Below are 20,999 nucleotides of genomic sequence, written 5' to 3'. Positions count from 1 at the left end.
AGGATTATGAGGAGGTAAAAGAATGCGCCATGTTCTCCATAAACTAAACGATCAATTAACGGAAACAGTTCCATGGTATTTAAGATGGTATCTGTCGATGTCTAAAGATCTAAAAGAAGTATATGGTTTGAAGGAGTTATGTAAAGCCTAGTTTGTATAAGCGAAGATAACAAAAGAAATGAAATTGATTAAAGCAGGACTGAAAGCTTTGTACCGCAAGGGAGGATAAACAGAGAAAAAATAAGCTAAACTTTTAAAAACTAGCAGGTTGAGATTCTCAATAGTTTTAGTTTTGATTATTTAAATGGTTTATTATAAGGAATTAATAATAAATAGAAAGTGTTCAAGCGAAATGTCTATGGCTTCCGTAAGTTTGAATATTTTAAAGGGAAGATTTTATTAAATCCTGTATATAAAAATATCGAGGTTCATTTAGGCTGAGGAGTGATGTGTAAATTCACATCATCTCATATTTGATTTAGAATAAATATTAAATATTATAATAATTGGCATTTTATTCCGACGTGGAGTGAAAGGCTTTTTTTATTTGAAGGAGGGAGTTGGCGGAGAAGCAGAATAAGGTATCGGTCAAAGGTATCATAAGCGTTGATATAGTACTGTAAAGAAGTCCAGATTATTTAGAGAAAGAAAAATCCACTCAACCAAAGATGCTGCAAACAACATTTGTGACTTTGTTGGCCTTAATAATCGAGAGAGGTTCATTGTAATGTGTCCTTTGTGAGTAACGCTGTTAAAACCTACATTAATAACAGTTTTAAATCCCCCATTTATCACGGATAATCTATTTCAAGTAGAGATAGATTAGAAGTGTAGGTATAACGTTATTAGTGGAGGGTTTTTTTATGATTCGAGAATTGAAGCAGAAAGGTTGGACAATCACTACCATCGCAAAAGAAACTGGATTCGACCGCAAAACCATTCGAAAGTATTTACATTCTGATGCAGTACCACAGTCAAAAAAGCGTGTTACAAAAGGAAGCAATTTAGATCCTTACAAACCCTATATTTTGGAGCACATTAAAGAAGGGACAACGAATTGTGTTGTTTTACTAGAAGAAATTCAAAAGCTTGGTTATGAAGGGGGAAGTACAATCTTTCGGGATTTTGTAAGTTCTTATCGAACGGCGCCTAAGGAGCAGGCAAAAGTTCGATTTGAAACAAAACCTGGTCGACAGGCACAAGTAGACTGGGCAGAGAATGTTGCGGAGTTTTTAGTGGATGGTTTGAAGAGACCGTTACATGCATTCTTCGTGATTCTAAGTTATTCAAGAAAACGATATATCGAATTTACTGCCTTAGAGCAAAACGATTCATGAGTTTGATTTCGCCTTTCAGCCTAGTATTAGTGAGCAACGTATAAAAGAGATGTGTACATGTCGCTTCATTGCCAATGGAGAAAACCGGATCATTTTAGGTACAACTGGTGTTGGTAAAACCACATTTAGCCAGGGCCTTTGGTGTAGAAGAGCTAGCCTTTTCCTATCCATCCAAAACAAAGCTCCACACAAAGTTATTCACATACAGAAGTGACGATCTACCTTGAAGAGTTGAATAATCATTTACATAAAAATATTGACAGTCCCCCGAATCGAAAGGATATAACCTTTTGGTTCGATTATAATGACACTTTACTATTTAGTAAGACAGGGTGAACCGTATCATAATAAGGATGGCTTGTTAAAGAAAATAGTACAGCACCGATCCTGTAGTGGATCGGTGCTGTTTGAAATAGGATTATTTTAATATTTCTAGAATTCCTTGGCTCATTTGATTGATTTGAGCCATCATAGATTGTGAGGACTGTAGGAGAATTTGATCTTTCTTTAATGTAGACATTTCTTTTGCCATGTCGGCATCACGTAATTGTGATTCAGCCTTTGTTAAATTTTCTTCTGCATTTTTAACATTGTTGTATGCATGTTCAAATTGATTTTGGTATGTACCGACAGTTGACCTTGCATTTGAAACTTTTTTTATTGCCTCATCAATTTTAGTAATGGCTGCATTTGCATTCACTTGAGTATCAACAGGTAGAGGATCGATTTTTAGTTTCTGTACGGTTACATTGGGAATTGATACTCTAACCGATTGTCCAGTATTACTTCCAACCTGCATCTCCAAATGTAAGAAAAAGTCTTCTTCTTCCTGTCCTTCACCATAAACATTAAGATCAAATACACCAGACCCATTTTCCGGCCAATTCTCATTAGCATTTTCAGGTCTATTATCATAAATATATATTTTCCCACCATCGGCTGCTAACTGTGAAAAGTGATCTACAAAACTTGTTGCATTGCTTGGAGTAGATGGATTATCTGGATCATAAACAAACCCTGCTTGGCCATAGGCAGATTCCATGATTTTATTAACTAAATCTGTCCCGTTTGTGATAGTACTGATATCCACTTCCATCACAGGATTAAAGTCATTTAATCTGGATGTATCCGGATTGCCATTTACAAATTTTATACTATAGGTTTTCGTACAAGTACAACAAGTGTAATTAACCCCTTTTTCTGTTAATTTAGCTACGTCACTTGGTGATGTAATATTACTAAAATCAATAATGGCACTAGCGTAATCTTTTCCTCCAAATGTATACGTATCTGTTATTCCACCACTTGATGTAATTTGTTTAACATATTGTGCTAAAGAACCAGAAGGTATTTGTTGTCCATCTTTATTAGACGTTCCTGCGAGTAAAGCCATACCATTGAATTCTGTATTGGTAGCAATATCGCTTATACCCCTTATTATTTGATCTACTTCTTTTTGTATTAACAGTCTATCTTCATCCGTTAAAGTATCATTTGAAGCTTGTACCGCGAGTTCTCTAAGTCTTTGTAAATTAGGGTCTACGATAGAAGCTAATCCACCATCAGCTGTTTGAATAAGAGAAATCCCATTTTGAATATTTTCTCCAGCTTGAGCTAGTCCGCGAATTTGTGCCCTCATCTTCTCAGAAATACTTAATCCAGCAGCATCATCTGCAGCTTGGTTAATTTGCAAGCCTGAAGAAAGTTTATTTAAAGTGCTATTTAATTCAGTATTTGTGTGGTTGTATCGATTTTGAGTGAATAGTCCTTGATTATATTGAATTCTCATTAAATCGCTCCCTGAATTTCAATTTATACTAAAATAATACCACTAAATTACAATTTAGACCATTTAATAATGTCTAATGGAGTATTTTGTTGTACGACAGTGAATGTAAAGTGGAGGTAGCCATATTTGCAATTCCAGAACTACCTTATCAGCTGGGCGCTTATGTGGGAAAGCATGCTGTAAATTGCCTTTTCAATGGATGGTTTTTAGGGGTTATTTTATGTTTGCTTTTTCGATTTTTTGTGATAACATATAGCTAATAGGTTATAGCTATTAGCTAATAGCTTGTAATTGCAATCACAAAAAATCAGAGAGGGTGATTAAAGTGAGCATTAATTCGACTACTTCGCTAAGTGAATTGCTTGAACATGCAAAGCAATCTTTGAAGGATGTAAGACGTGAGGATGGGGAGTTCGTTGTAAAGGACCTTTTCCGGGGATTCGAGTGGAACCGCATTGGAAGAGGAGACCGGACTAAACTTGGCAGTATGTTCTTATCGTATGTTCAACATGAAGGGGCTTCGTTTATAGAGTCGACCGATAAAACACCGCAAAATCAACAAAAGTATAAATTAAAATAATGGGGGATTAATGTGACAAATTATTGGGCGATGAAAACGTTTAAAGATTGGGCAGAAGAGTTTATTACAAGAAAGGAAATCGGACTGGATGAGGAAGGAGTTGATGCGGACTATTTGGGCTACGATAAAAGCAGTCTGCCGCTTGATAATACCCGGATTCTCCGCAGATTTGATCAGTTCTGTAAATGGGCATCTGTCGGCGACTATGTATTGGTAGGGACTGGCCAAACAACGAAGTTTAACGCAAAGCTTGTCGGCGTTATTACAGGAGATTACCACTTTGATGCTTCACGTCAGTCATATCGCCATATCAGAAAGATTGAAGTCCTGAAGGTATATGATGAGCCTGTCGAGATTGAGAAATGGGGACAGATTCAGCGTATCGAACTTGTAGGCCACCAGGATTTCATCGAAACATTGATTGAATGTTAAGTGTGTTGATTCACTTTCGCAAGCAGCAATGATCCAAGGCTCCTTCATTTGACTGCAAGGGGAATAACAGAATATGAAATAGGAGAAAGCTTGCCGAAGGAAGAACTTCGATGGGCTTTTTCTTTTATAAGAATGTGAATAGACTTACAGAGTGTCAGCTTCTGTAGAAAGTTAGGAAAAGACTGACTGAAATAAAAAGGGAAAGGGGAAGAAAGGGATTGATAATGAAAACACAATTACTTTTAAACGAAGTAACGAGTATCTCCAAGAAGTATCAATTAATCAATGAAAAAACGGGCAAGAACTTTAATATTTTTCGGATTTTAGGGAATGGCACAGCAGAAACAGCGATATGCAGGGTGATTCACGAATTATTGGACCCCCACGGAAGTCATGGACAGGGAGATATCTATTTGCGGTTATTTGTTCAATCTGTTCTGCAATTAACGTTCACCGAAAAAGATTTCCAAACAGCGCAGGTATACCGCGAGTATGTTATCGATGAGAACCGCCGGATTGATTTATATATTAAGACAAGAAATTATGCTGTTCCGATTGAAGTGAAAATTTATGCAAAGGATCAGGCCAAACAGTGTGAAGATTATTACCGGGTTGCGGTAAATTCGCCGCTCTATTATTTGACACCACTAGGTTCCATGCCTGGAGAGGAAAGCATAGGAAGCTTGACGGAGAAAGAAATCCAATGCATTTCCTTTAAGGAGTCGATTGTTTCGTGGATAGAAAAATGCATTACCTTAAAGGAGACTATCCGGCTTTCTTCTATTAGAGAGGTGCTATGGCAGTTTCTAGATACAATCAAGTTATTTACGAACCAGTCAGGAGATGAACAGGAAATGGAGATTCAGCAGTTACTTGCATCGAGCAGCCAGAATATGAAAAGTGCCCTTCAAATAGAGAGTAATATAAACGAGGCCCGCATTTTACTGATGAAACGGTTATTCCAAGCACTGGAAGCGGGAATAGAGATGGAGAAATTACATATACAGGATGACTATGCCTACAATGATTACGAAAGAACAAAAGGGTATTATGCTAAACGCAGCAATGGATTGCCGGGTCTTCATTATTTATATAAACAGGATGTAATAGAGGGGAATGATCTTTGGTTCTCCATTGAGATAGACCATTATTTATATGCTGGTTTTTATCTATCAGTTGAAGATGAGTCGAGGGAGTATTTAGCTCCTGAGGATATCCAAACATTACTGCCCCATATAAAGAAGTTTAATCGGGACGGTTTGTATTTGCATTGGGAGTACCTGCCTTTACATGAAGAGGAGAGACCTAATTTTCATATGGCCGGTTTATCAGATTGTTACAGTAATTTATTTGATGAGGCAACATTTCGGTTATTTATAGAGAGATGCTTGGAAGGTATACATACGTTATTGGATTCCCGTTTTATTGAACGACTGAATCTGCCTCGTAAACCGATAAATAACTGGTAGGTAGGAAAGGTTTCTTCCTTCAGCAAATCAAGATAGTGGATAAAAGAGGCAAAAACAACTACAGGCGCTTTCTAGGCTTATCCAAGTTTTTCGCGCCAACCATCTGCCTTACTTCAATTTATCTTTGTATCAACTAAACTGGGATTCTTGGCTATATTCAGATATACAAAAGTAAGAGGATAGATTTATATTCATCTCTTTTTCTATAGGGCTAAACAGACAAAAATAGACTAGAGAAAACAGGATGAAAAGCGATGTTAGAGAAGTTCTTTGTTATGTAATAATATGGTTATTATTTGCCTTGGATGGTACAGCGCCGTTCAAGGTTTTCCTGTGTTAAAGAGAAAGTAGTATGTAGAAAACTATGTTAGAAGGCTGAGGACATACTTCTAGATAAATTGGAGTGGGTGATCCTAATCAATTTACGCCTTGGCGTAATTGCGTCGGGATTCGGCTTTGTGCTTGCACAAAGAACACCTTTTCGAATCCATGACATCCAATACTTTCGCTTCTTTCAGCGGACAGCTGTAAGAAGCGAAAGTATTGGATGTCGATCATCTCCAAGATGGATTGACCCGTAACATAAACCGAATGAACCGGCTGGAAAAGGAAATAACCGCCATCCAGAAGGCAGTAGAGGAACTGACGAACATGGAGGAGGCGCTGAAAGGGGAGGGCGGCCAGGCAATCCGCGACTTCTACACGTCCTGCCATCTTCCTTTTCTTCAGTATTTCCTATCGTTTAAAGAGGAGTTCAATACAATCCTCCAGCAGGCCCAGCAGGCACTCTCGTCATTAGAGCCGATGGATGATGGGCATATCGTAGAAGAATTTCTCGAAACAACGGTGGAGGAAGGACTCACAGCAAGCGCTGATATCACGACAGCGCTGACAGACGAAGCGAATGCCATTATGGACGAGGTAGCCGATATTGTCGGCCTGCCGAAACTCGATGATACGCTTGTCCATGAAAGTATCGCGGATGCCAAAACAAAGCGGGATGATACGGTAGAGGCGCTACATACATTTGATAGCACGCAGACGGCACAGCTGCTCCCCATTGAAACAAGTATTCAGTCGATGAAGGAATGGGTGAAAAACATCGAAGGGCTGTTCCAGGCGGGATTGACAGATGTCAATTTCCCAGCTGATACCTGGTCTGCGATGGCTTCCCGCTCCAGCCTGGGCATGGCGATAGCTGCCCAGCAGGCACCAGTCGGCAGTGTGGCACATGCGCTGCATGAACAGAATCAGCTTACTCTGATGCTGCAGGCTTCCTTATCCAATATGGCACCGATCCGATTCGGCTTTGGCGGATTTGCGCAAAAGTCCTACCCAACGTATGGCCCTGTGATGCTCGGCTTAGGGAACCTATCACCAGGCAATCAAACAAGTGAAACGGTGCAGCAGGTAAGCAAAAGCAGCGATCCAGATCTGGAGGAAATCTATGCTGCACTGGCCAAGCAGGCAGAAGGCATGGATGTTAGCAGCCCGTCCTCACCTGGTACCTATTCGGCGAAGGAAGAGCTTACCTATGAAGGCATGCGGAAGGTGCTTGGGGGAAATGGCTCAGGTACACCGGACGGGCTTGCGCTATATGCCAAATCTATGGGGCCATCTGCCAAGTATGTATTCGATTTCTTTACGGAGGATATTCGGACCATACTGGACCCAGAAGCAACAGCAGTTGAAAAAGCAATGGCGATCGGGTTTACCTTCTTTAAGCCTGCGAAGCTATTGGATAAGGCAGGAGACGTTGCAGGGGCTGCGAGGGATGTAGGTAAGGCTGTTGATAGGGGTAGGGGTACGGGTGAACTTAAGCATCCAGTTTTAGATAATCCACGAGTAGGTAGTGCATTAAAAGATGATTTTTATCATAACTTTAATGATATAATTGATAATTATGCAGATGATGCTCAAAGATTTGATTTGCCAAATAAAAAAGGACATATGGATTCGTTGTATCAGATAGAAGGTTCAGTGGTTAAGTATGAAACGAAATATGTAAAGGTTAAGAATAACGCCTCTGAAATGATACAGACGAAAGAAACAAAAGATGGAGTGTTTGAATGGGTGGTAGATCCTAAGACTAACACAGTAACCCATAGAACATTTATACCTGGTGGCAAAGTTACAGGAAAAATAAATCAATGGGGGAAATAGGAAATTGTATAAAATCGAAATAGTTGAGAAAAATGGATTTAATTGTAACTGGGCTACGTTATTTATTGGTAGACAGTTTAAGTTAATATCTTCCTTAGAAGTAACAAATTACGCTACCGAATATCTAAAGAATAATCCTAATGTTAATAATGAGTTCATCCTTGAATTGGCGTGGGAACAAGTAGAAGATAAAGTAGATGATATACTTGAAAGAATAATCTCTGACAGTTCTTCGGAAGACATGGCTAAAGAGTATCATAAGTGGTTATATAGTATTATAAAAGAGGCATATAATAATTATTCTGATGAAAATATCTTTGAAGAAATTGAAAATATTTTTTCAATGTTTAATACGCCCCAAAATATGTATGACTTTTTTAGAAAAGTATCGGATGCATTTTATTATCCATCTGATTCAAAACATACAATTAAAGAACTTGTTGAGGAGTTTTTGGATGCGGAGAAGCAATTAATATTATAATAACTAGAGAGTTTAAAGAGAACGATGGACTAATAAGCCATCGTGAAAGAAAGTTTAATTGATATAGATATCTTTGTAAAAAAGACACTCATAAATGCACAAAAGTTTTTAAGCTTTGTATCAGTATTAAACCCTCAATTATTAAAAAGTGAAAATATAAAAATGGTACAAAATTTAATCTATGAGCTAGAGCTTAGTTTGTAGTAAAAATAATCTTCCTTTTAGATAATTGATGTTGATTAATGCTTATAGATTAGAGTCAGCAATAGACGCAAACTCATTGTCTATATCTTCTAAGAAAGCTAGACACATAATAATTTATCCAGATATTTTATTTTCAATCCTATCAGCAGAACTTACAATACAATCAATAAACCATAATGTGAGCTAGGCGCTTGTATTGTGGTTTGTGTTTTTTATAAATGGTCTATAAAATCCTATTGCCAGGGCATAAGGCTACGGGTAATACTAATCTGACTGAATCTTCATTACCTAATGGGAGTAAGCCAAAAGGAGAATACACAAAGGGTGATTCACCTGGTGTTAAGAAAGAGAATGAAACAGCAGAGTTCTTGGCAAATAAGGGCTATGAAATAAAAATGTTAAATGAAGTAAATGGCGGTAATGGTCACGGTATAAAAGCAACATCTAATCCAGATTTTCTCATTGAAGGCAAAGTATTTGATTGTTATGCTCCAACACCAAATACGAAGACAGATAATGTCCTTAGGACCCATAACAAGTAAAACAAAAACACAGGCAGAAAGAATTGTTCTTAATGTGGATAATTTTCCACCTGAGAAAATTCTTGAAATTACTGAAGGTATTCAAAGAAAAGCTAATCCAAATGGAGATTTGAAAAACTTAAAAGAATTACTTATTGTGAACGACGGAAAAATTACACGAGTATTTGGAGAGGAGAAATAAATGGATTACGAATTGTTTTTAAGCTCTAATTTAAGTTGTAAATCCCTGGCGGAAATTATTCGAAGTATAATAGTTGAATCTGTGAACGAAGAGATAACTGTTCACATTAGTGAAGAAGAAATAGTTATTGGGATTAAGTATTTTTCATTAGCTCTAGAAATTGAGGATATATCTGACATAGCTTTTATTAGAAGGCATTACGATTTAGATGTAAATGTATGCATTAGAGTTCAATTATTTGGTAACACTTTCTATCAAGGAATAGAAGTTTTGTTTAAAGTTATTGGGAATCTTATGAGACAAGTTGGCGGAAATCTATTGTTTTTAGAAAACGGTTCGGATCAATTACTTAGAAAAGAGAATGGTCAGTTAATTGTCAATAGTGATTTAGATCAATACCAGGTAAAATATTTAACCAAGAGTTTGCTTAGTTTTCTTGAACATTCTTACATTAAAGAAAAATTGCCAAACTAGGCATTTGGTTATTATAAACGAATAAAACCATTATAATTATAGAAGAAATTAACATCTACCTAAAAGTTAGAGCAGTCTTAGGTGCACGAGCATTACTAGATGATAATGACCTAAGAATTGAGCAGGAATAGGAAGAGTTAATTGTTTTACTAAGTAAAGATGAAAACTTGACTTTGAGTTTTTTAAAGGTTTGTACAAAAAAAACAGAACTTTCATTTTTAAGTGAGGTTGTTGAAGAAGTGGCTTATAATTTACAAAGTAAAAAGTATATTGAATTAATATATTGCCTAGATCAAAGATACCTAGATTTAAACTTAAAGAGAAGTATACGAATTGCTGAGGAGTATATGGATTAAATTTGAGATATCAAAGTTTTGAATCCAAAAGTTTATGCGAAAAATTACTTTATTTAGACTAATTACTTCTTTAGAAGAAACAAATAATGATATTTTGTATCAAGAGAGATTAATCCTGGTTTCCAAGCAAAAACCTTGATTGGCTAAATGCCTTTCAAGGTTTTTTCTCTGATGATAAAATTAGCTGATACATTCGAGACAATTTAAAACCGATTTATCTGCGAGTGGAAAGCTCAAGTAGATTGCAATAATATTTTGTTTCATTATACGGATGACGAGAATAGCAAAGTTCGAGGGTAAAGCGGGGTTGACGGATGTCGATTTCCCAGCTGATACCTGGTCTGCGATGGCTTCACGGTCCAGCCTGGGCATGGCGATAGCTGCCCAGCAGGCACCAGTCGGCAGTGTGGCCTATGCGCTGCATGAACAGAATCAGCTTACTCTGATGCTGCAGGCTTCCTTATCCAATATGGCGCCAATTCGGTTTGGTTTTGGCGGATTTGCGCAAAAGTCCTACCCAGCGTATGGCCCTGTGATGCTGGGCCTAGGGAACCTATCACCAGGCAATCAAACAAGTGGATCGGTGCAGCAGAGCGATCCGGACCTGGAGGAAATCTATGCCGCACTGGCCAAGCAGACAGAAGGCATAGATGTAGGCAGTCCCTCCTCACCTGGTACCTATTCGGCGAAGGAAGAGATTACCTATGAAGGGATGCGGAAGGTACTGGGCGGCAATGGGCCTGGCACACCGGACGGGCTTGCGCCATATGCCAAATTCCTGGGACCATCTGCCAAGTATGTATTCGATTTCTTTACGGAGGATTTGCAGACGATAGCAGATCCGAATGCAACTAATATTGAATATTTCCAGGCTTTGAGTTCCTTTCTCATTAAACCTGTAAAGTTATTGGATAAGGCAGGGGACGTTGCAGGGGCTGCGAGGGATGCAGGTAAGGCTGTAGATGCAGTTGATGATGTGAAGAGCACAGGAAAGGCTGTTGATAAAGGTACGGATAAAGAGGATGGCTTTGCAAAGGAACTATTTGTACCTGATGAATATTGGAAAAGTAAGGCACCTAGTAATGCAACGCCAGGTTTAAAAATAGAGCATTACAGAGATTATAATGGAAAAAAAGAGAAATCCACTGTAATTTATGATGACTTCGGTAGGCAACGATATCGGATAGATCATTCGGACCATAGTATGCCACTAGACCATTCCGTTCCACATTTACATGAATATAAATTTGACGACCCTGGATACTCTGAAAAAGGTAAGGACTTCAGGTATAACTTTTTTGAGGAGGAAAAGAAATGATAAATGAGTGGTATGAAGGAACAGAGTTAGAAAGTAAAATTCCTAATTTCAAATCAACTGATGTTAAATTTATTACTGATTTCCATTATTTTATTGGATACAATTCTTATTATGATCAAGTCTCATTTTTAGAAATGAGCTTTTTAGTAGAAGCCGATAGTAAAAAGTTCGTTTTGAAAATGAAGTTTAATGATGTTACTACTTTAGATTTATTAGGATTTGGAAATAGTTATAATCAAATAACGGGCTTTAGAATTAATAATTTGAAAGGTCAAGGTTTTGAATTACCAAAAAAATATTTGGTAGAAGATTATGAGAATAACATTCTTAAGTTTTTCTGTGCAAGCTTTGAAGTGTTGTCATTAGTAGAAATGTAAAAAGGGATCACTACTTAATAATAAGATCACTATTTTACTAGATGTAATTCTATTATAATGAGAGTTTACATAGGTAGTACTATCATGAAGTTTTATTTTACATCCCAGCTAGTAAGAAAAATGTGAGAACTGAGCGAAATGAAACTTTTAAGTGAAGTATAATACGAATGAGAATGACTAAACTCGGGGAGATAAATACGAGGTATAATATGACAGACTCATTTAAAATTTGTTTACGGTTAAAGATTCCTCGAGTTTGAATTACTAACTCAGGAAGGCATGCCATCAAGAGATATTATTTTAATACTAATGTAATAATAGTGAGAATAGAAGAGATGGCTTTTTACTTACAAGAATCGCTTTATGGATGGCATAGGTAACAAATAAACAAAATTAAGCAGGCTAAAGAGTTTAAACATTACACTTGCCATATGATAAAAAAGATAGCACGTTGTTCACAACAAAAATAACTTATAAAACTTGCAAATGTTAATAAAATTAGAAAGTCTATAAACTTAAAGCACTTGATTGTCTACTAAAGGCAGCGAGTGCTTTTTTGTAAGGAGTCACTGCTTTGAACAACAGCAAAATAACTGTATGAAATATATAAATCATGAAGGTAGTACCATCATGGATCAACACGGGCAAAGAAGTGCTGGGAAAGATGAAAAATTTGCTTCATCCAGACAAGGTGAAAGAAGCTGCCAAGAAAGTGTACGACGATTATATCAAGTCTCCACTGCAGAAGGGGTATACGTACTTTAAAAATTATACGAAGAAATTAGGAGATGTAAAAACACCTCTTACGCATGAAGCAGTGACACCGCTAGGCAGCACAAAAGTGCCGAAGACAGTAAGTGAGGTCACACAGGACTTAAAGAAAGCCACTGTTCAGATGGCCAAGAAGCTGGATGAGAAGATTGGTGGTAAGGGTGCAGATAAATATAATACTGGTACAATGAAGCATATATATCATGGGGAAATTAATAAAAATGGAAAAGCAGTTGGGTATCATCACGAGAGTATGAGGGGTGGAAAAGTTATCCCCGGCACTGAGAGTATTCCTGATAAAAATGGGATGTATAGGGCTAGATTGAAATTGATGGGGGTAAAAAAGTGGCTAAATCTAGTTTCTTTCCAAAGGAATGGAATCGTGTTGATGTATTAAAAGCAATTGATGAAGCTTACCAAAATAAAAAACAGATAGGTTCTTATAAGTATATAGGTGAGACTTCATCAGAAATAAAAGTAGAAATGTACTTGAATAAGGATGGTTCAATAGCTACAGCCTATCCATTATATAATAAATAATAAAGAAGGTAGCCGATAATATGAAATATTCCTATGAATTGAAGAAAGACCCGTTTGGCATTACAAGAATTGTACTGCCGGATGAAATAAGTATTTTATCAGATTTTGTTGAAGATATTTCAACGCAAGAAGAGATGGATGAGTATATAAGATACATTAAGAATGTATTAGAAGGAGTATATAATGATTTTGAAATCACACTGAATACTACGAGTGTAAGTATTAGGAAAGACGTGACAATAGCTGAACACCATTACCGGATTGATGAACCTTGTGAAAATACAATTGAAACTAAGGAATTTTTAGAGTTGATGCTAATATGGGAAGAAAGAATTATAGATGAGTCAAGAGAATGAATGGGGGAATATTATTACCTTGATTGGCCAAATGCCTTTCAAGGTTTTTCCATGATTAAAACAATGCAACTCCAGAATGACAACTTATAATGTAGCCTGTTCACTATAATTTATTTAGAGAAAAAGAGATAAAACTTGTAATGTTTATTTTATATACAATAGATAAGTCACACTATATTGTTAATTCTTATGTTCTAGTTGAAGAAATTATCCCTAGGGAATTTACTCAACAGTCAAGATTATAAGAGAAGACGGCATTAAGTGAGTTTACTAAAAATATTCTTCTGGTTAGAAAATTGCCTTTTTCAAATTTAATCCGAATGCTTTAAAAGATGGTCGACTAATTAGACGACTAAACTTTTCAAAACATAGCGGGAGGTAAGCGGAGATGGACGAGCAAGAGATTAAATTCCTTGAAGAGTTGCTTTATAATACGGATAAAAATAATATAATTAGTCAGTTAGGCGAGGTAGATAACCCATTAATGCTCCATGTTTTTGCAGCAAATTATATTGGAATAGTGGATTTGATATTCCAATAGTTATTTTAGAAAATAAGGTTTGTGATTTAGGGACGGGTTTACTCATATTCCATTCGGCAGATAGCTACCGTCTATTGGGAAATACCGATGAAGTTTCAAGGTCATCATTAGATCAATGGAAAGATTTTTTAAGGAAAGTTTATAACAACCTTATAAAATTAGTATTTAAATCACAGAATATTTCCTTTGACCCTGGTTTAACAAAAGTTCAAAAATATAGGTTGAAGAAAGATAACCCGAATCTTCCTGAAATTCTTATTAGTAAATCTCCAGGTGAAGTGGTGGATATATCTAAAATAGAATATAGTTACCTAAAACCTTGGATGATTTTCGGCTTTTGAAGTTGCCTCTAAAAGTTTGGTATGTTAACACCAAGCCGGACCAAAATTATAAGGCCTGTTACTTCAATCCTGAAGATGTTAAATAGCTCGTGTTTCCATAAATTCGTATGTTGCTGAATCAATGAACAAAATCTGCTAAGCTCAAGAACGAGCTGTTCAAGAGAAATGAGCTCCGTTAGTGAATGATATTTTAAATACCTTAAACATGACTTCAGCTTATGTTCTATCCCAGCTCCTCCAAATTAAGGAGAGCATTAACCCCCTCAAATAATATTAAATATTTAACCCCTCTACCCAGGAATATTGCTTATCCCCAAATAGTACTGCTTTGTTAAATTGGCGCTGCTCGTCTATGTCTATTGTACAGTTAGATAATTCGAGAAAATATTTACCTTTCGCATTTTTAATCCGGACATCCAGACCGCTTTCCAATAAAATTTTCTTCAGCCGGTAGATGGTTGTATAAAGGTTTTGCTCAGCCTTTTTCAGTTCGATACTGGGCCATAGCTTTTCTGTAAGCTGCCACTTTTCAATCCCGTGGTTACGGCACATAAGCATGAGGGCAAATAATTCTTCCACTTTTACGGTCGGCCATTTTAATCGCACTTCTTGACTATTTTGAAAGATTTTAATGTGGCCCAGGAGCTCAATTCTCAAGTTGTTATTGAGTACAATATCCGAATAAGCTTTCCTTTTTTCGATAACTCTTTCCAGTGCTATGCGAAGATCTTCTTCATCAGCTGGTTTCAATAGGTAATGGATGGCGTTTAGCTTGAAAGCATCTACAGCATATTGATTGTATGCGGTGACAAAAATAATTTCTAAGCCTATGCATGTATTGAGGAGCTTTGTACCAAGTTCAATTCCGTTCATTCCAGGCATCTCGATATCAAGGAAAACAACGTCTGGTTTTAGATTCGGAATTTCGCTAAGTGCAGTAGACGGTTTTTGAAATTGGTCAATCACAGTGGCTAAGCCGGTACTTTCTAATTGTATTTTTAAAAAATTGGAGACTAGCATTTCATCGTCAACAATCACTGCTTTAAGCATAAAACGCTCCTTTCTTATTTGAAAATATATGTATAGTTTTAGCCCCGCGATTTTTCCTCCGTAGACGAAAATCATTTTATTAACGGGGCCTAAGCAGGACGCCTTCACTTATTTAATGAAGAGGTATTTCAAATTTTACCTTCGTCCATAATCCTTGCTCACTTTCTATTATTAACTGCGTACGGTAGTATTTTGTTAATCTTTTATTAATGTTGGCTATGCCGATTCCACGTTCTGCCTGCTTTGTTGCATTCAATAAATCTAGAATCTTTTCGGCCGGTATCCCTACCCCCGTATCAAACACACTAATCACTAAATTTGACTGTTCCTTATGGATAGAAATGTTGATAACACCGCCATCTTCCTTTGGATAAATACCATGATTAATCGCATTTTCCACTAAAGGCTGGATGGAAAGGGGGATAATATATTCTTCTGATGCATTAGGATCAATGTCGTATTCAATATGCAGTTTCTCTCCGAATCTTTCCTTCTCGATGGCAATATAAGAATGGAGGAGCTTCATTTCTTTTTCGACTGTTACAAACATATCACGGGAATTAAATTCAAAGGACTGTCTCAGAAAACTGCTGAAATGTGCCAGTAATTGGGCAGCCTTTTTTCCATCCGTATAGCATAAAGACATCACACTCGTTAATGTATTGAAGAAAAAGTGCGGCTTGATCTGGGCTACTAAATACGCCTGTTCTGTCACATCCAATTCATGTGTTAGATACTCATTTCTTTTGTAGGATTGGTTGACTCTGATCGTTAAATAAATTGCAAGGGCGATAGCATAAAGCAGGATGTTTAAAAAGCCAAGCTGCAATTTTGTTGTTAATCCAAAACTATATAGAAGTAAGTTGATATTATATATATTAATATTCAAAATACTAAACAAAATAATAGTTTGCTGGTAGTCATTCGAAACCGTATTCTTTTTCAGATAAAAGTAGACAACTTTTATCATGATATACAAATAAGTGAAACAATTTAATGAAATAAAGATAAGTAAAAAGGAGTGATAAAACTTCAACGGTGTCAATAAAATCATTAGAATATAAAGAGAGTAAGCCGTAATTAATGAGTTTCTTAATCGATGGGATAGTAATCTTTTATCGATTTGAGTCACAATCAGTATTAAAGAAATGGTCGCAAGAAAAATTGAGATGTCTTTAATTTTAAACATTGTCTCGAAGGATAGACCCGGCAAGAGATAAAGAATCGTCCGCTCGCTTAAACATAAATTAATCAATGCAAAAAATATACACGATAAAGCAAAAGCAAGGATGAAGAATTCTTTTCTGCGATACTTTTCCACAAATAGATATAAAAGAATATATAACAATCCTATCGTCAGTAAAACAGTAATAATCGCTAGCTCATAAAGTACGTTTTTCAGGCTTTGGGTAACGATCGTTTCCTGTTCACCGAAATGGATGGAGTTTGCAATTCCCGCGCTATTAAAGGAAAAGTCGGAAACTTGGATAATCACCTCAATCCGGTCAGTATCCGATTGGAAGAAAAGCAGCTTAGGGACATTCCCTTCTGTATAATTTGCCTCGTTCTTTGTGACAGTTCCCTCTTCACTCATCAATTTTCCATTAATAAAAATTTTACTCGCACTGCGGATGTTCTGTTTCTTAATGCCAAGAACCTTCCCCGTTGGCACGTTGTTAATGACAAGTCTATACGTACCGACCCTCTTATTTTCTTCCTCAGTCGTCCAGGCACCCGGAACATGAATAAATACTGCATTTTCCTTAGTCCCATTCGTAAATGCGCTCGGTTCATATAACTTTCCTTCGTAAAATTCCCATTTTCCATCAAGTGTAATCATTTTGTCATCATGAAATGGCGTCTGATCAAGATCAAGCGTACCGTGTGAGGTAAAAGAAGGTTGATCATTTTGTAGTAAAAATAATGTGAGTGTTAATAGAAAAGCAAAACCGACTAAAAAAAATAGCACTTTCTGTTTTTTCAATCCCATTCCTCCATCCGGCTATAGGAACTAAGCTCTTATTTTCTGTCGAACCTTGTAAGATTCTTGTAAGAAAGTTCTATTTGAAACATTAAATCTTCTATTTCATAATAAGAATTATAAATTTGTCTAGGTATTAAGTCTATAGTGAAAATTTACTCAACTATAGTATGTAGGGGGACTGAAAGAATGGGAATGTTGGAGATAGCTGATTCAAATTCATTGAACAATAAATTAAAAGGAATTGTATCAGCGGCAAGTTCAAAAATTCCGGTAGTAGGCGGAGCGATTAAAGTATTGTTAGAGACAATTTGGCCTACAAAGAAAGTAAGCATTTGGGAATCTTTGAAAGACCAAGTTTCTCGTTTGGTAGACGAAAAAATTCTGCAAAAAGAATTAGAGGAACGAAAAAGTGAGTTAGATGGATTGAAATCTTCAATGGAGAGCTATTTGAATGCAAAACCATCAGAACAAGGGGTTTGGTTAGGTGCCATGCTGACAAATGCCAATACCATTTTTAAAAAGCTAACGAGCTCTTCAAACAGAATTCATTTGCTTCCGTTGATTGTTATTCATGCACACTTACACCTCATCTTATTACGTGAAAGATTACTATTTGGACAAGAAATTTTCAAGGAAGATAATCGCGGTGAATGGGAAAAGGATTTGATAAGTACCTATAACAACTATAATAAGTATTTTCAGTCGAGTACCCTTTTTTACGATTGGAGAAAGTGGCGTGAAGACCAAATCAGCTATAAATCTTGGGTAGAAAGAGATTGGTACACGGCTTTCGTAACAGCAAGCACTTTCGGTGAATTGTCTGATCAACTAAATAGCGCAGCACATGTTAAGTTTCAGGCTGATTATGTTGATGGAGATACATACTATAACAAAGGATTACGAGCTATTCGCGATAATATTGTAAATCAGGCGTATGCAGATTTACTAAAAGTAGTAGAACCGATTTTCTACCTTGGGAAATTAATACCTGGCAGAGAAATGGAACCGCCTCATGTGGATTTCCACTTTGGCAAGCTGTGGCTCGGCCCGCAATCGATGTTTATCTATGACAAACAAAAGAAGGGATATCATACATCTAGCGGCCGTCTTGGCTTAGTAGAAACAGAGAATAATGGAGATTTACCGGGACATATTAAACAGGTATATGTGTACGTCAAAGAAACGGTATGTGGCTTGAAATTTATCTTTGATGATAACGGAGTAAAAAGAGAGGGAAGTCTACTCGGAACGAAAAATGACTGCAGACCTCATTTAATAAATATTCCTGAAGACTCTTACATCATTGGGGTAACAACAGACATCTGTGACGGTGTATTGACGAGTATTCAATTCCATTATTTAAACGGTGAAAGCAGCGATATTATCGGCAATACAAGTAAGACACAATATAAAAATATCGCAACAATTCATAATGACAACTATATGTTAGTAAACGCTCAAGTGGGGTCCTATTGGAAATATACATCAGGTATTGAAGCCATTCAGTTCCAATTTGCCCATATCGATTATGACCTGCAGGATGAAAGTGATCCTAACTTAGTGTTGCATGAATAGGGAAGGGTTTATCGCGAATTGAGGTTACTAAAAGCAGCACTTGAAGATAATGAATTTCTGTTCGAAGTATATGCCAGTTCAAGAATGAATGAACTGAATGAATGGCCGTGGAATGAAGAACAGAAAAAACAATTTATGCAAATGCAATATCATTGTCAGCAAATCTCGTATAAACAGAAATACCCGCATTTAGAAACTAGCATATTAGTTTCTCATAAAGAAAAAATTGGACGATTGTTACTAGCGGATCTGAGAGATACGTTAGTAATTGTCGACCTGACAATCCTGCCGCATTTTCAAGGAAGAGGAATGGGAACGAAAATACTGCTGGAATGCCAGAAAAGAGCACAGCAGCATGACAAAACTGTTCAGTTAAGTGTTTTTCGTTCAAATGAAAGAGCAAAAAGCTTATATGAACAACTAGGTTTTAAGCAAATAGAATGCAGCGATATGTATATTTTTATGGAATGGACAGGTTAGGAGCAATTCATTGTAAGGCGAAAAAGAGAGGAGTGAAATAGTATGGAGCCATATGTAGGGGAGATTCGTATGTTTGCTGGGAATTATGCTCCGGAAGGGTGGGCATTTTGTGATGGCCAAGTTCTGAAAATAGAGCAAAATGAGCTGTTATATGCTCTTATAGGAGTTACTTATGGAGGAGATGGACAAACAACATTTGCACTTCCGGATTTTTGCGGAAGAGCCGTTCTTCATCAAGGAGTCAATCCTTTAACAGAGACATCTTTTAATATGGGGAGTACAGGCGGAGTGGAGTCTGTCTCTCTGACACTAGATCAATTACCGGCACATACCCATACTTTAAATGCATATTCATTAGCCGGTAACAGTGAGCTTCCCGCTAATGCAGTATGGGCAAAAACAAACCAGGCACAGTACGCTGAAGTTCCAACAATTAATCCCGAAAAGTTTGGGAAGATGAATTCAAAAAGTGTGTCTCAGGTCGGCGGAGTTCAGGTTCATGAAAATATGATGCCTTACCTTACAATCAGTTACATTATTGCATTAGTTGGGCTTTACCCAGCACAACCTTAAATAGTGAAAAGGAGAAACAAACATGGCAGAACCATATGTTGGTGAAATAAGATGCTTTGCATTTAATTATGCTCCGAAAGGTTGGATGAAATGTGAGGGGCAGCTTCTTCAAATTCAACAAAATGTAGCACTATATTCGATTATTGGAACAACATACGGCGGTGACGGAAAAACAACATTCGCTTTACCAGATTTAAGAGGAAGAGCTCCCGTACATATAGGGGGAAATGATGTTACGTTGGGTTTAAAAGGAGGAGAGGAAACACATACACTCTCAATAAATGAAATGCCGGCACATACCCATCAAATTTCTGGATCTTCTCAACCTGCAACTTTAAAAAACGCTTCCGGCAACGTATGGGGAGGTAATAAACAAAAAGTCTACTCGAATGTAATAGACTCACCAATGAATTCTCAAGCATTAACTATAGCTGGAAGCTCGGCACCACATACAAACCTGCAGCCTTTTAGTGTAGCAAATTATTGTATTGCTATTATCGGGAATTTCCCATCGAGAGGATAAATGAGGAGGGACAAAATAAATATGGATGCTTTTGTGGGAGAAATCAGACTGTTCGCGGGGAATTTTGCACCGTTGGATTGGGCATTTTGTAATGGCCAATTATTAAATATTAGTGAGTACGGAGTTTTATATTCAATATTAGGGACACAGTTTGGAGGAGATGGTAAGACTACGTTTGCCCTTCCAAATTTATGTGGTAAAGCCGCTATTCATCAAGGAACAGGACAGGGGTTAACCTCCAGAAAATTTGCCAGTGCTGGTGGAAGTAAAACTGTAACCTTGTTGGAAAATCAAATGCCGGTACATACTCATACTCCACAATATCGGACTGATACGATGGCAGATCAAATGAACCCGGCAAATAATATTTGGGCGAATATCGATAATAAACCCTTTTTGCCAAATGTATATAAAAATATTGAATCACCCGAAGCGCCTATGGGCCCAACAGCCATTAGCCAGGTAGGGGGGAGCGTACCACATAACAATATGCAGCCATTTCTAGGGTTGAATTTTATTATTGCTCTCTACGGTGATTATTATCCAATAAAACCCTAAAAGG

The 20,999-nt window shown here is 37.0% G+C and carries 25 protein-coding genes and 1 pseudogene; 23 read left to right on the top strand and 3 right to left on the bottom strand.

Annotated elements, in window-relative coordinates:
* Positions 1-22: 22 nt before the first annotated feature.
* The 3 genes from BOD01S_RS22845 (at position 23) to BOD01S_RS23645 (ending at position 1,551) form a co-directional block, all read left to right on the top strand.
* Positions 23-151, top strand: a complete 129-nt coding sequence (locus BOD01S_RS22845) for a transposase (protein ID WP_143815071.1) — start codon at positions 23-25, stop codon at positions 149-151.
* A 712-nt stretch (positions 152-863) separates the two neighbouring features.
* On the top strand, positions 864-1,337 hold the full coding sequence (locus BOD01S_RS04920) for a helix-turn-helix domain-containing protein (protein ID WP_052124693.1): 474 nt from the start codon (positions 864-866) through the stop codon (positions 1,335-1,337).
* The gene (locus tag BOD01S_RS23645; protein ID WP_322786762.1) at positions 1,330-1,551 is read left to right on the top strand and encodes an ATP-binding protein; all 222 of its coding nucleotides are present in this window, start codon (positions 1,330-1,332) and stop codon (positions 1,549-1,551) included. Before BOD01S_RS04920 ends, BOD01S_RS23645 begins: the two co-directional genes overlap by 8 nt.
* A 204-nt stretch (positions 1,552-1,755) precedes the next feature.
* Here BOD01S_RS23645 and BOD01S_RS23205 read toward each other — a convergent pair whose 3' ends face one another.
* Positions 1,756-3,126: a flagellin N-terminal helical domain-containing protein gene (locus tag BOD01S_RS23205; protein ID WP_036150753.1), complete on the bottom strand. Its 1,371-nt coding sequence runs from the start codon at positions 3,124-3,126 to the stop codon at positions 1,756-1,758.
* A gap of 325 nt (positions 3,127-3,451) precedes the next feature.
* On the opposite strand from BOD01S_RS23205, the gene BOD01S_RS04910 reads away from it, so the two are divergent.
* The 15 genes and pseudogenes from BOD01S_RS04910 to BOD01S_RS04850 all read left to right on the top strand — a co-directional run bounded on the left by BOD01S_RS04910 (position 3,452) and on the right by BOD01S_RS04850 (position 14,252).
* The gene (locus BOD01S_RS04910; RefSeq protein ID WP_052124692.1) at positions 3,452-3,706 is read left to right on the top strand and encodes a DUF1413 domain-containing protein; all 255 of its coding nucleotides are present in this window, start codon (positions 3,452-3,454) and stop codon (positions 3,704-3,706) included.
* 12 nt (positions 3,707-3,718) lie between these two features.
* A complete protein-coding gene (locus tag BOD01S_RS04905; RefSeq protein ID WP_036150752.1) occupies positions 3,719-4,138 on the top strand; it encodes a hypothetical protein in 420 nt (139 codons plus the stop codon).
* Positions 4,139-4,362: 224 nt separating this feature from the next.
* Complete coding sequence (locus BOD01S_RS04900; protein WP_036150750.1) at positions 4,363-5,607, top strand: PDDEXK-like family protein; 1,245 nt, start codon at positions 4,363-4,365, stop codon at positions 5,605-5,607.
* 543 nt (positions 5,608-6,150) lie between these two features.
* Positions 6,151-7,770, top strand: a complete 1,620-nt coding sequence (locus BOD01S_RS04895) for a ribonuclease YeeF family protein (RefSeq protein ID WP_063180285.1) — start codon at positions 6,151-6,153, stop codon at positions 7,768-7,770.
* A 4-nt stretch (positions 7,771-7,774) separates the two neighbouring features.
* Positions 7,775-8,251, top strand: a complete 477-nt coding sequence (locus BOD01S_RS04890) for a DUF2247 family protein (protein ID WP_036150747.1) — start codon at positions 7,775-7,777, stop codon at positions 8,249-8,251.
* Positions 8,252-8,293: 42 nt separating this feature from the next.
* Positions 8,294-8,455: a hypothetical protein gene (locus BOD01S_RS23200; RefSeq protein ID WP_156117003.1), complete on the top strand. Its 162-nt coding sequence runs from the start codon at positions 8,294-8,296 to the stop codon at positions 8,453-8,455.
* A gap of 218 nt (positions 8,456-8,673) precedes the next feature.
* Positions 8,674-8,997, top strand: a complete 324-nt coding sequence (locus BOD01S_RS23640) for a CdiA C-terminal domain-containing protein (protein WP_063180282.1) — start codon at positions 8,674-8,676, stop codon at positions 8,995-8,997.
* A gap of 34 nt (positions 8,998-9,031) precedes the next feature.
* A complete protein-coding gene (locus BOD01S_RS23635; RefSeq protein WP_244887268.1) occupies positions 9,032-9,178 on the top strand; it encodes a hypothetical protein in 147 nt (48 codons plus the stop codon).
* The gene (locus BOD01S_RS04875) at positions 9,179-9,652 is read left to right on the top strand and encodes a hypothetical protein (RefSeq protein WP_063180277.1); all 474 of its coding nucleotides are present in this window, start codon (positions 9,179-9,181) and stop codon (positions 9,650-9,652) included.
* Between the two features lie 627 nt (positions 9,653-10,279).
* A complete protein-coding gene (locus BOD01S_RS04870) occupies positions 10,280-11,326 on the top strand; it encodes a hypothetical protein (protein ID WP_156117041.1) in 1,047 nt (348 codons plus the stop codon).
* Positions 11,323-11,703, top strand: a complete 381-nt coding sequence (locus BOD01S_RS04865; RefSeq protein ID WP_036155530.1) for a hypothetical protein — start codon at positions 11,323-11,325, stop codon at positions 11,701-11,703. The genes BOD01S_RS04870 and BOD01S_RS04865 overlap by 4 nt, the downstream gene beginning before the upstream one ends.
* A 613-nt stretch (positions 11,704-12,316) precedes the next feature.
* Positions 12,317-12,871 (top strand): hypothetical protein, encoded by a 555-nt coding sequence (locus BOD01S_RS23630; RefSeq protein ID WP_233153093.1) that lies wholly within the window; start codon positions 12,317-12,319, stop codon positions 12,869-12,871.
* Positions 12,820-13,014, top strand: a complete 195-nt coding sequence (locus tag BOD01S_RS23625; protein WP_233153094.1) for an EndoU domain-containing protein — start codon at positions 12,820-12,822, stop codon at positions 13,012-13,014. Before BOD01S_RS23630 ends, BOD01S_RS23625 begins: the two co-directional genes overlap by 52 nt.
* 20 nt (positions 13,015-13,034) lie before the next feature.
* Positions 13,035-13,370 (top strand): hypothetical protein, encoded by a 336-nt coding sequence (locus BOD01S_RS04855; protein WP_036155533.1) that lies wholly within the window; start codon positions 13,035-13,037, stop codon positions 13,368-13,370.
* 388 nt (positions 13,371-13,758) lie between these two features.
* Positions 13,759-14,252, top strand: a pseudogene (locus BOD01S_RS04850) (DUF4274 domain-containing protein).
* 273 nt (positions 14,253-14,525) lie between these two features.
* On the opposite strand, the gene BOD01S_RS04845 reads toward BOD01S_RS04850, so the two are convergent.
* Both BOD01S_RS04845 and BOD01S_RS04840 read right to left on the bottom strand, forming a co-directional pair.
* A complete protein-coding gene (locus BOD01S_RS04845; protein ID WP_052124886.1) occupies positions 14,526-15,302 on the bottom strand; it encodes a response regulator in 777 nt (258 codons plus the stop codon).
* A gap of 112 nt (positions 15,303-15,414) precedes the next feature.
* Positions 15,415-17,286 (bottom strand): sensor histidine kinase, encoded by a 1,872-nt coding sequence (locus BOD01S_RS04840; protein WP_036155536.1) that lies wholly within the window; start codon positions 17,284-17,286, stop codon positions 15,415-15,417.
* A gap of 186 nt (positions 17,287-17,472) precedes the next feature.
* Between BOD01S_RS04840 and BOD01S_RS04835 the strand changes: the two genes are divergently transcribed.
* The 5 genes from BOD01S_RS04835 to BOD01S_RS04815 are packed head-to-tail and all read left to right on the top strand — an operon-like array spanning position 17,473 to position 20,995.
* Positions 17,473-18,861: an insecticidal delta-endotoxin Cry8Ea1 family protein gene (locus tag BOD01S_RS04835; RefSeq protein WP_036155538.1), complete on the top strand. Its 1,389-nt coding sequence runs from the start codon at positions 17,473-17,475 to the stop codon at positions 18,859-18,861.
* A gap of 18 nt (positions 18,862-18,879) precedes the next feature.
* The gene (locus BOD01S_RS04830) at positions 18,880-19,341 is read left to right on the top strand and encodes a GNAT family N-acetyltransferase (protein ID WP_036155540.1); all 462 of its coding nucleotides are present in this window, start codon (positions 18,880-18,882) and stop codon (positions 19,339-19,341) included.
* Positions 19,342-19,383: 42 nt separating this feature from the next.
* Positions 19,384-19,914 carry a phage tail protein gene (locus BOD01S_RS04825; RefSeq protein WP_036155542.1) on the top strand — a complete coding sequence of 177 codons (531 nt, stop codon included), beginning with the start codon at positions 19,384-19,386 and terminating at the stop codon, positions 19,912-19,914.
* Between the two features lie 22 nt (positions 19,915-19,936).
* Entirely contained in the window at positions 19,937-20,437 is a 501-nt protein-coding gene (locus BOD01S_RS04820) for a phage tail protein (protein ID WP_036155544.1), read from the top strand.
* A 21-nt stretch (positions 20,438-20,458) separates the two neighbouring features.
* Entirely contained in the window at positions 20,459-20,995 is a 537-nt protein-coding gene (locus BOD01S_RS04815) for a phage tail protein (RefSeq protein ID WP_036155546.1), read from the top strand.
* The last annotated feature ends 4 nt before the right edge of the window (positions 20,996-20,999 follow it).

Origin of the sequence: Lysinibacillus odysseyi 34hs-1 = NBRC 100172 (genome assembly GCF_001591965.1) — a bacterium.
GTDB classification, from domain to species: Bacteria; Bacillota; Bacilli; order Bacillales_A; family Planococcaceae; genus Lysinibacillus_B; species Lysinibacillus_B odysseyi.
The sequence above is the reverse complement of the archived record's forward strand: the minus strand, read 5'-3'. Positions and strand labels throughout refer to the sequence as shown.

Excerpts from the sequence above, each read along its gene's own strand:
- BOD01S_RS22845 (WP_143815071.1), top strand. The coding sequence starts at position 23 with ATGCGCCATGTTCTCCATAAACTAAACGATCAATTAACGGAAACAGTT.
- BOD01S_RS04920 (WP_052124693.1), top strand. The coding sequence starts at position 864 with ATGATTCGAGAATTGAAGCAGAAAGGTTGGACAATCACTACCATCGCA.
- BOD01S_RS23205 (WP_036150753.1), bottom strand. The coding sequence starts at position 3,126 with ATGAGAATTCAATATAATCAAGGACTATTCACTCAAAATCGATACAAC.
- BOD01S_RS04900 (WP_036150750.1), top strand. The coding sequence starts at position 4,363 with ATGAAAACACAATTACTTTTAAACGAAGTAACGAGTATCTCCAAGAAG.
- BOD01S_RS23640 (WP_063180282.1), top strand. The coding sequence starts at position 8,674 with ATGGTCTATAAAATCCTATTGCCAGGGCATAAGGCTACGGGTAATACT.
- BOD01S_RS04875 (WP_063180277.1), top strand. The coding sequence starts at position 9,179 with ATGGATTACGAATTGTTTTTAAGCTCTAATTTAAGTTGTAAATCCCTG.
- BOD01S_RS04870 (WP_156117041.1), top strand. The coding sequence starts at position 10,280 with ATGACGAGAATAGCAAAGTTCGAGGGTAAAGCGGGGTTGACGGATGTC.
- BOD01S_RS04865 (WP_036155530.1), top strand. The coding sequence starts at position 11,323 with ATGATAAATGAGTGGTATGAAGGAACAGAGTTAGAAAGTAAAATTCCT.
- BOD01S_RS23630 (WP_233153093.1), top strand. The coding sequence starts at position 12,317 with ATGAAGGTAGTACCATCATGGATCAACACGGGCAAAGAAGTGCTGGGA.
- BOD01S_RS04855 (WP_036155533.1), top strand. The coding sequence starts at position 13,035 with ATGAAATATTCCTATGAATTGAAGAAAGACCCGTTTGGCATTACAAGA.
- BOD01S_RS04845 (WP_052124886.1), bottom strand. The coding sequence starts at position 15,302 with ATGCTTAAAGCAGTGATTGTTGACGATGAAATGCTAGTCTCCAATTTT.
- BOD01S_RS04835 (WP_036155538.1), top strand. The coding sequence starts at position 17,473 with ATGGGAATGTTGGAGATAGCTGATTCAAATTCATTGAACAATAAATTA.
- BOD01S_RS04825 (WP_036155542.1), top strand. The coding sequence starts at position 19,384 with ATGGAGCCATATGTAGGGGAGATTCGTATGTTTGCTGGGAATTATGCT.
- BOD01S_RS04820 (WP_036155544.1), top strand. The coding sequence starts at position 19,937 with ATGGCAGAACCATATGTTGGTGAAATAAGATGCTTTGCATTTAATTAT.
- BOD01S_RS04815 (WP_036155546.1), top strand. The coding sequence starts at position 20,459 with ATGGATGCTTTTGTGGGAGAAATCAGACTGTTCGCGGGGAATTTTGCA.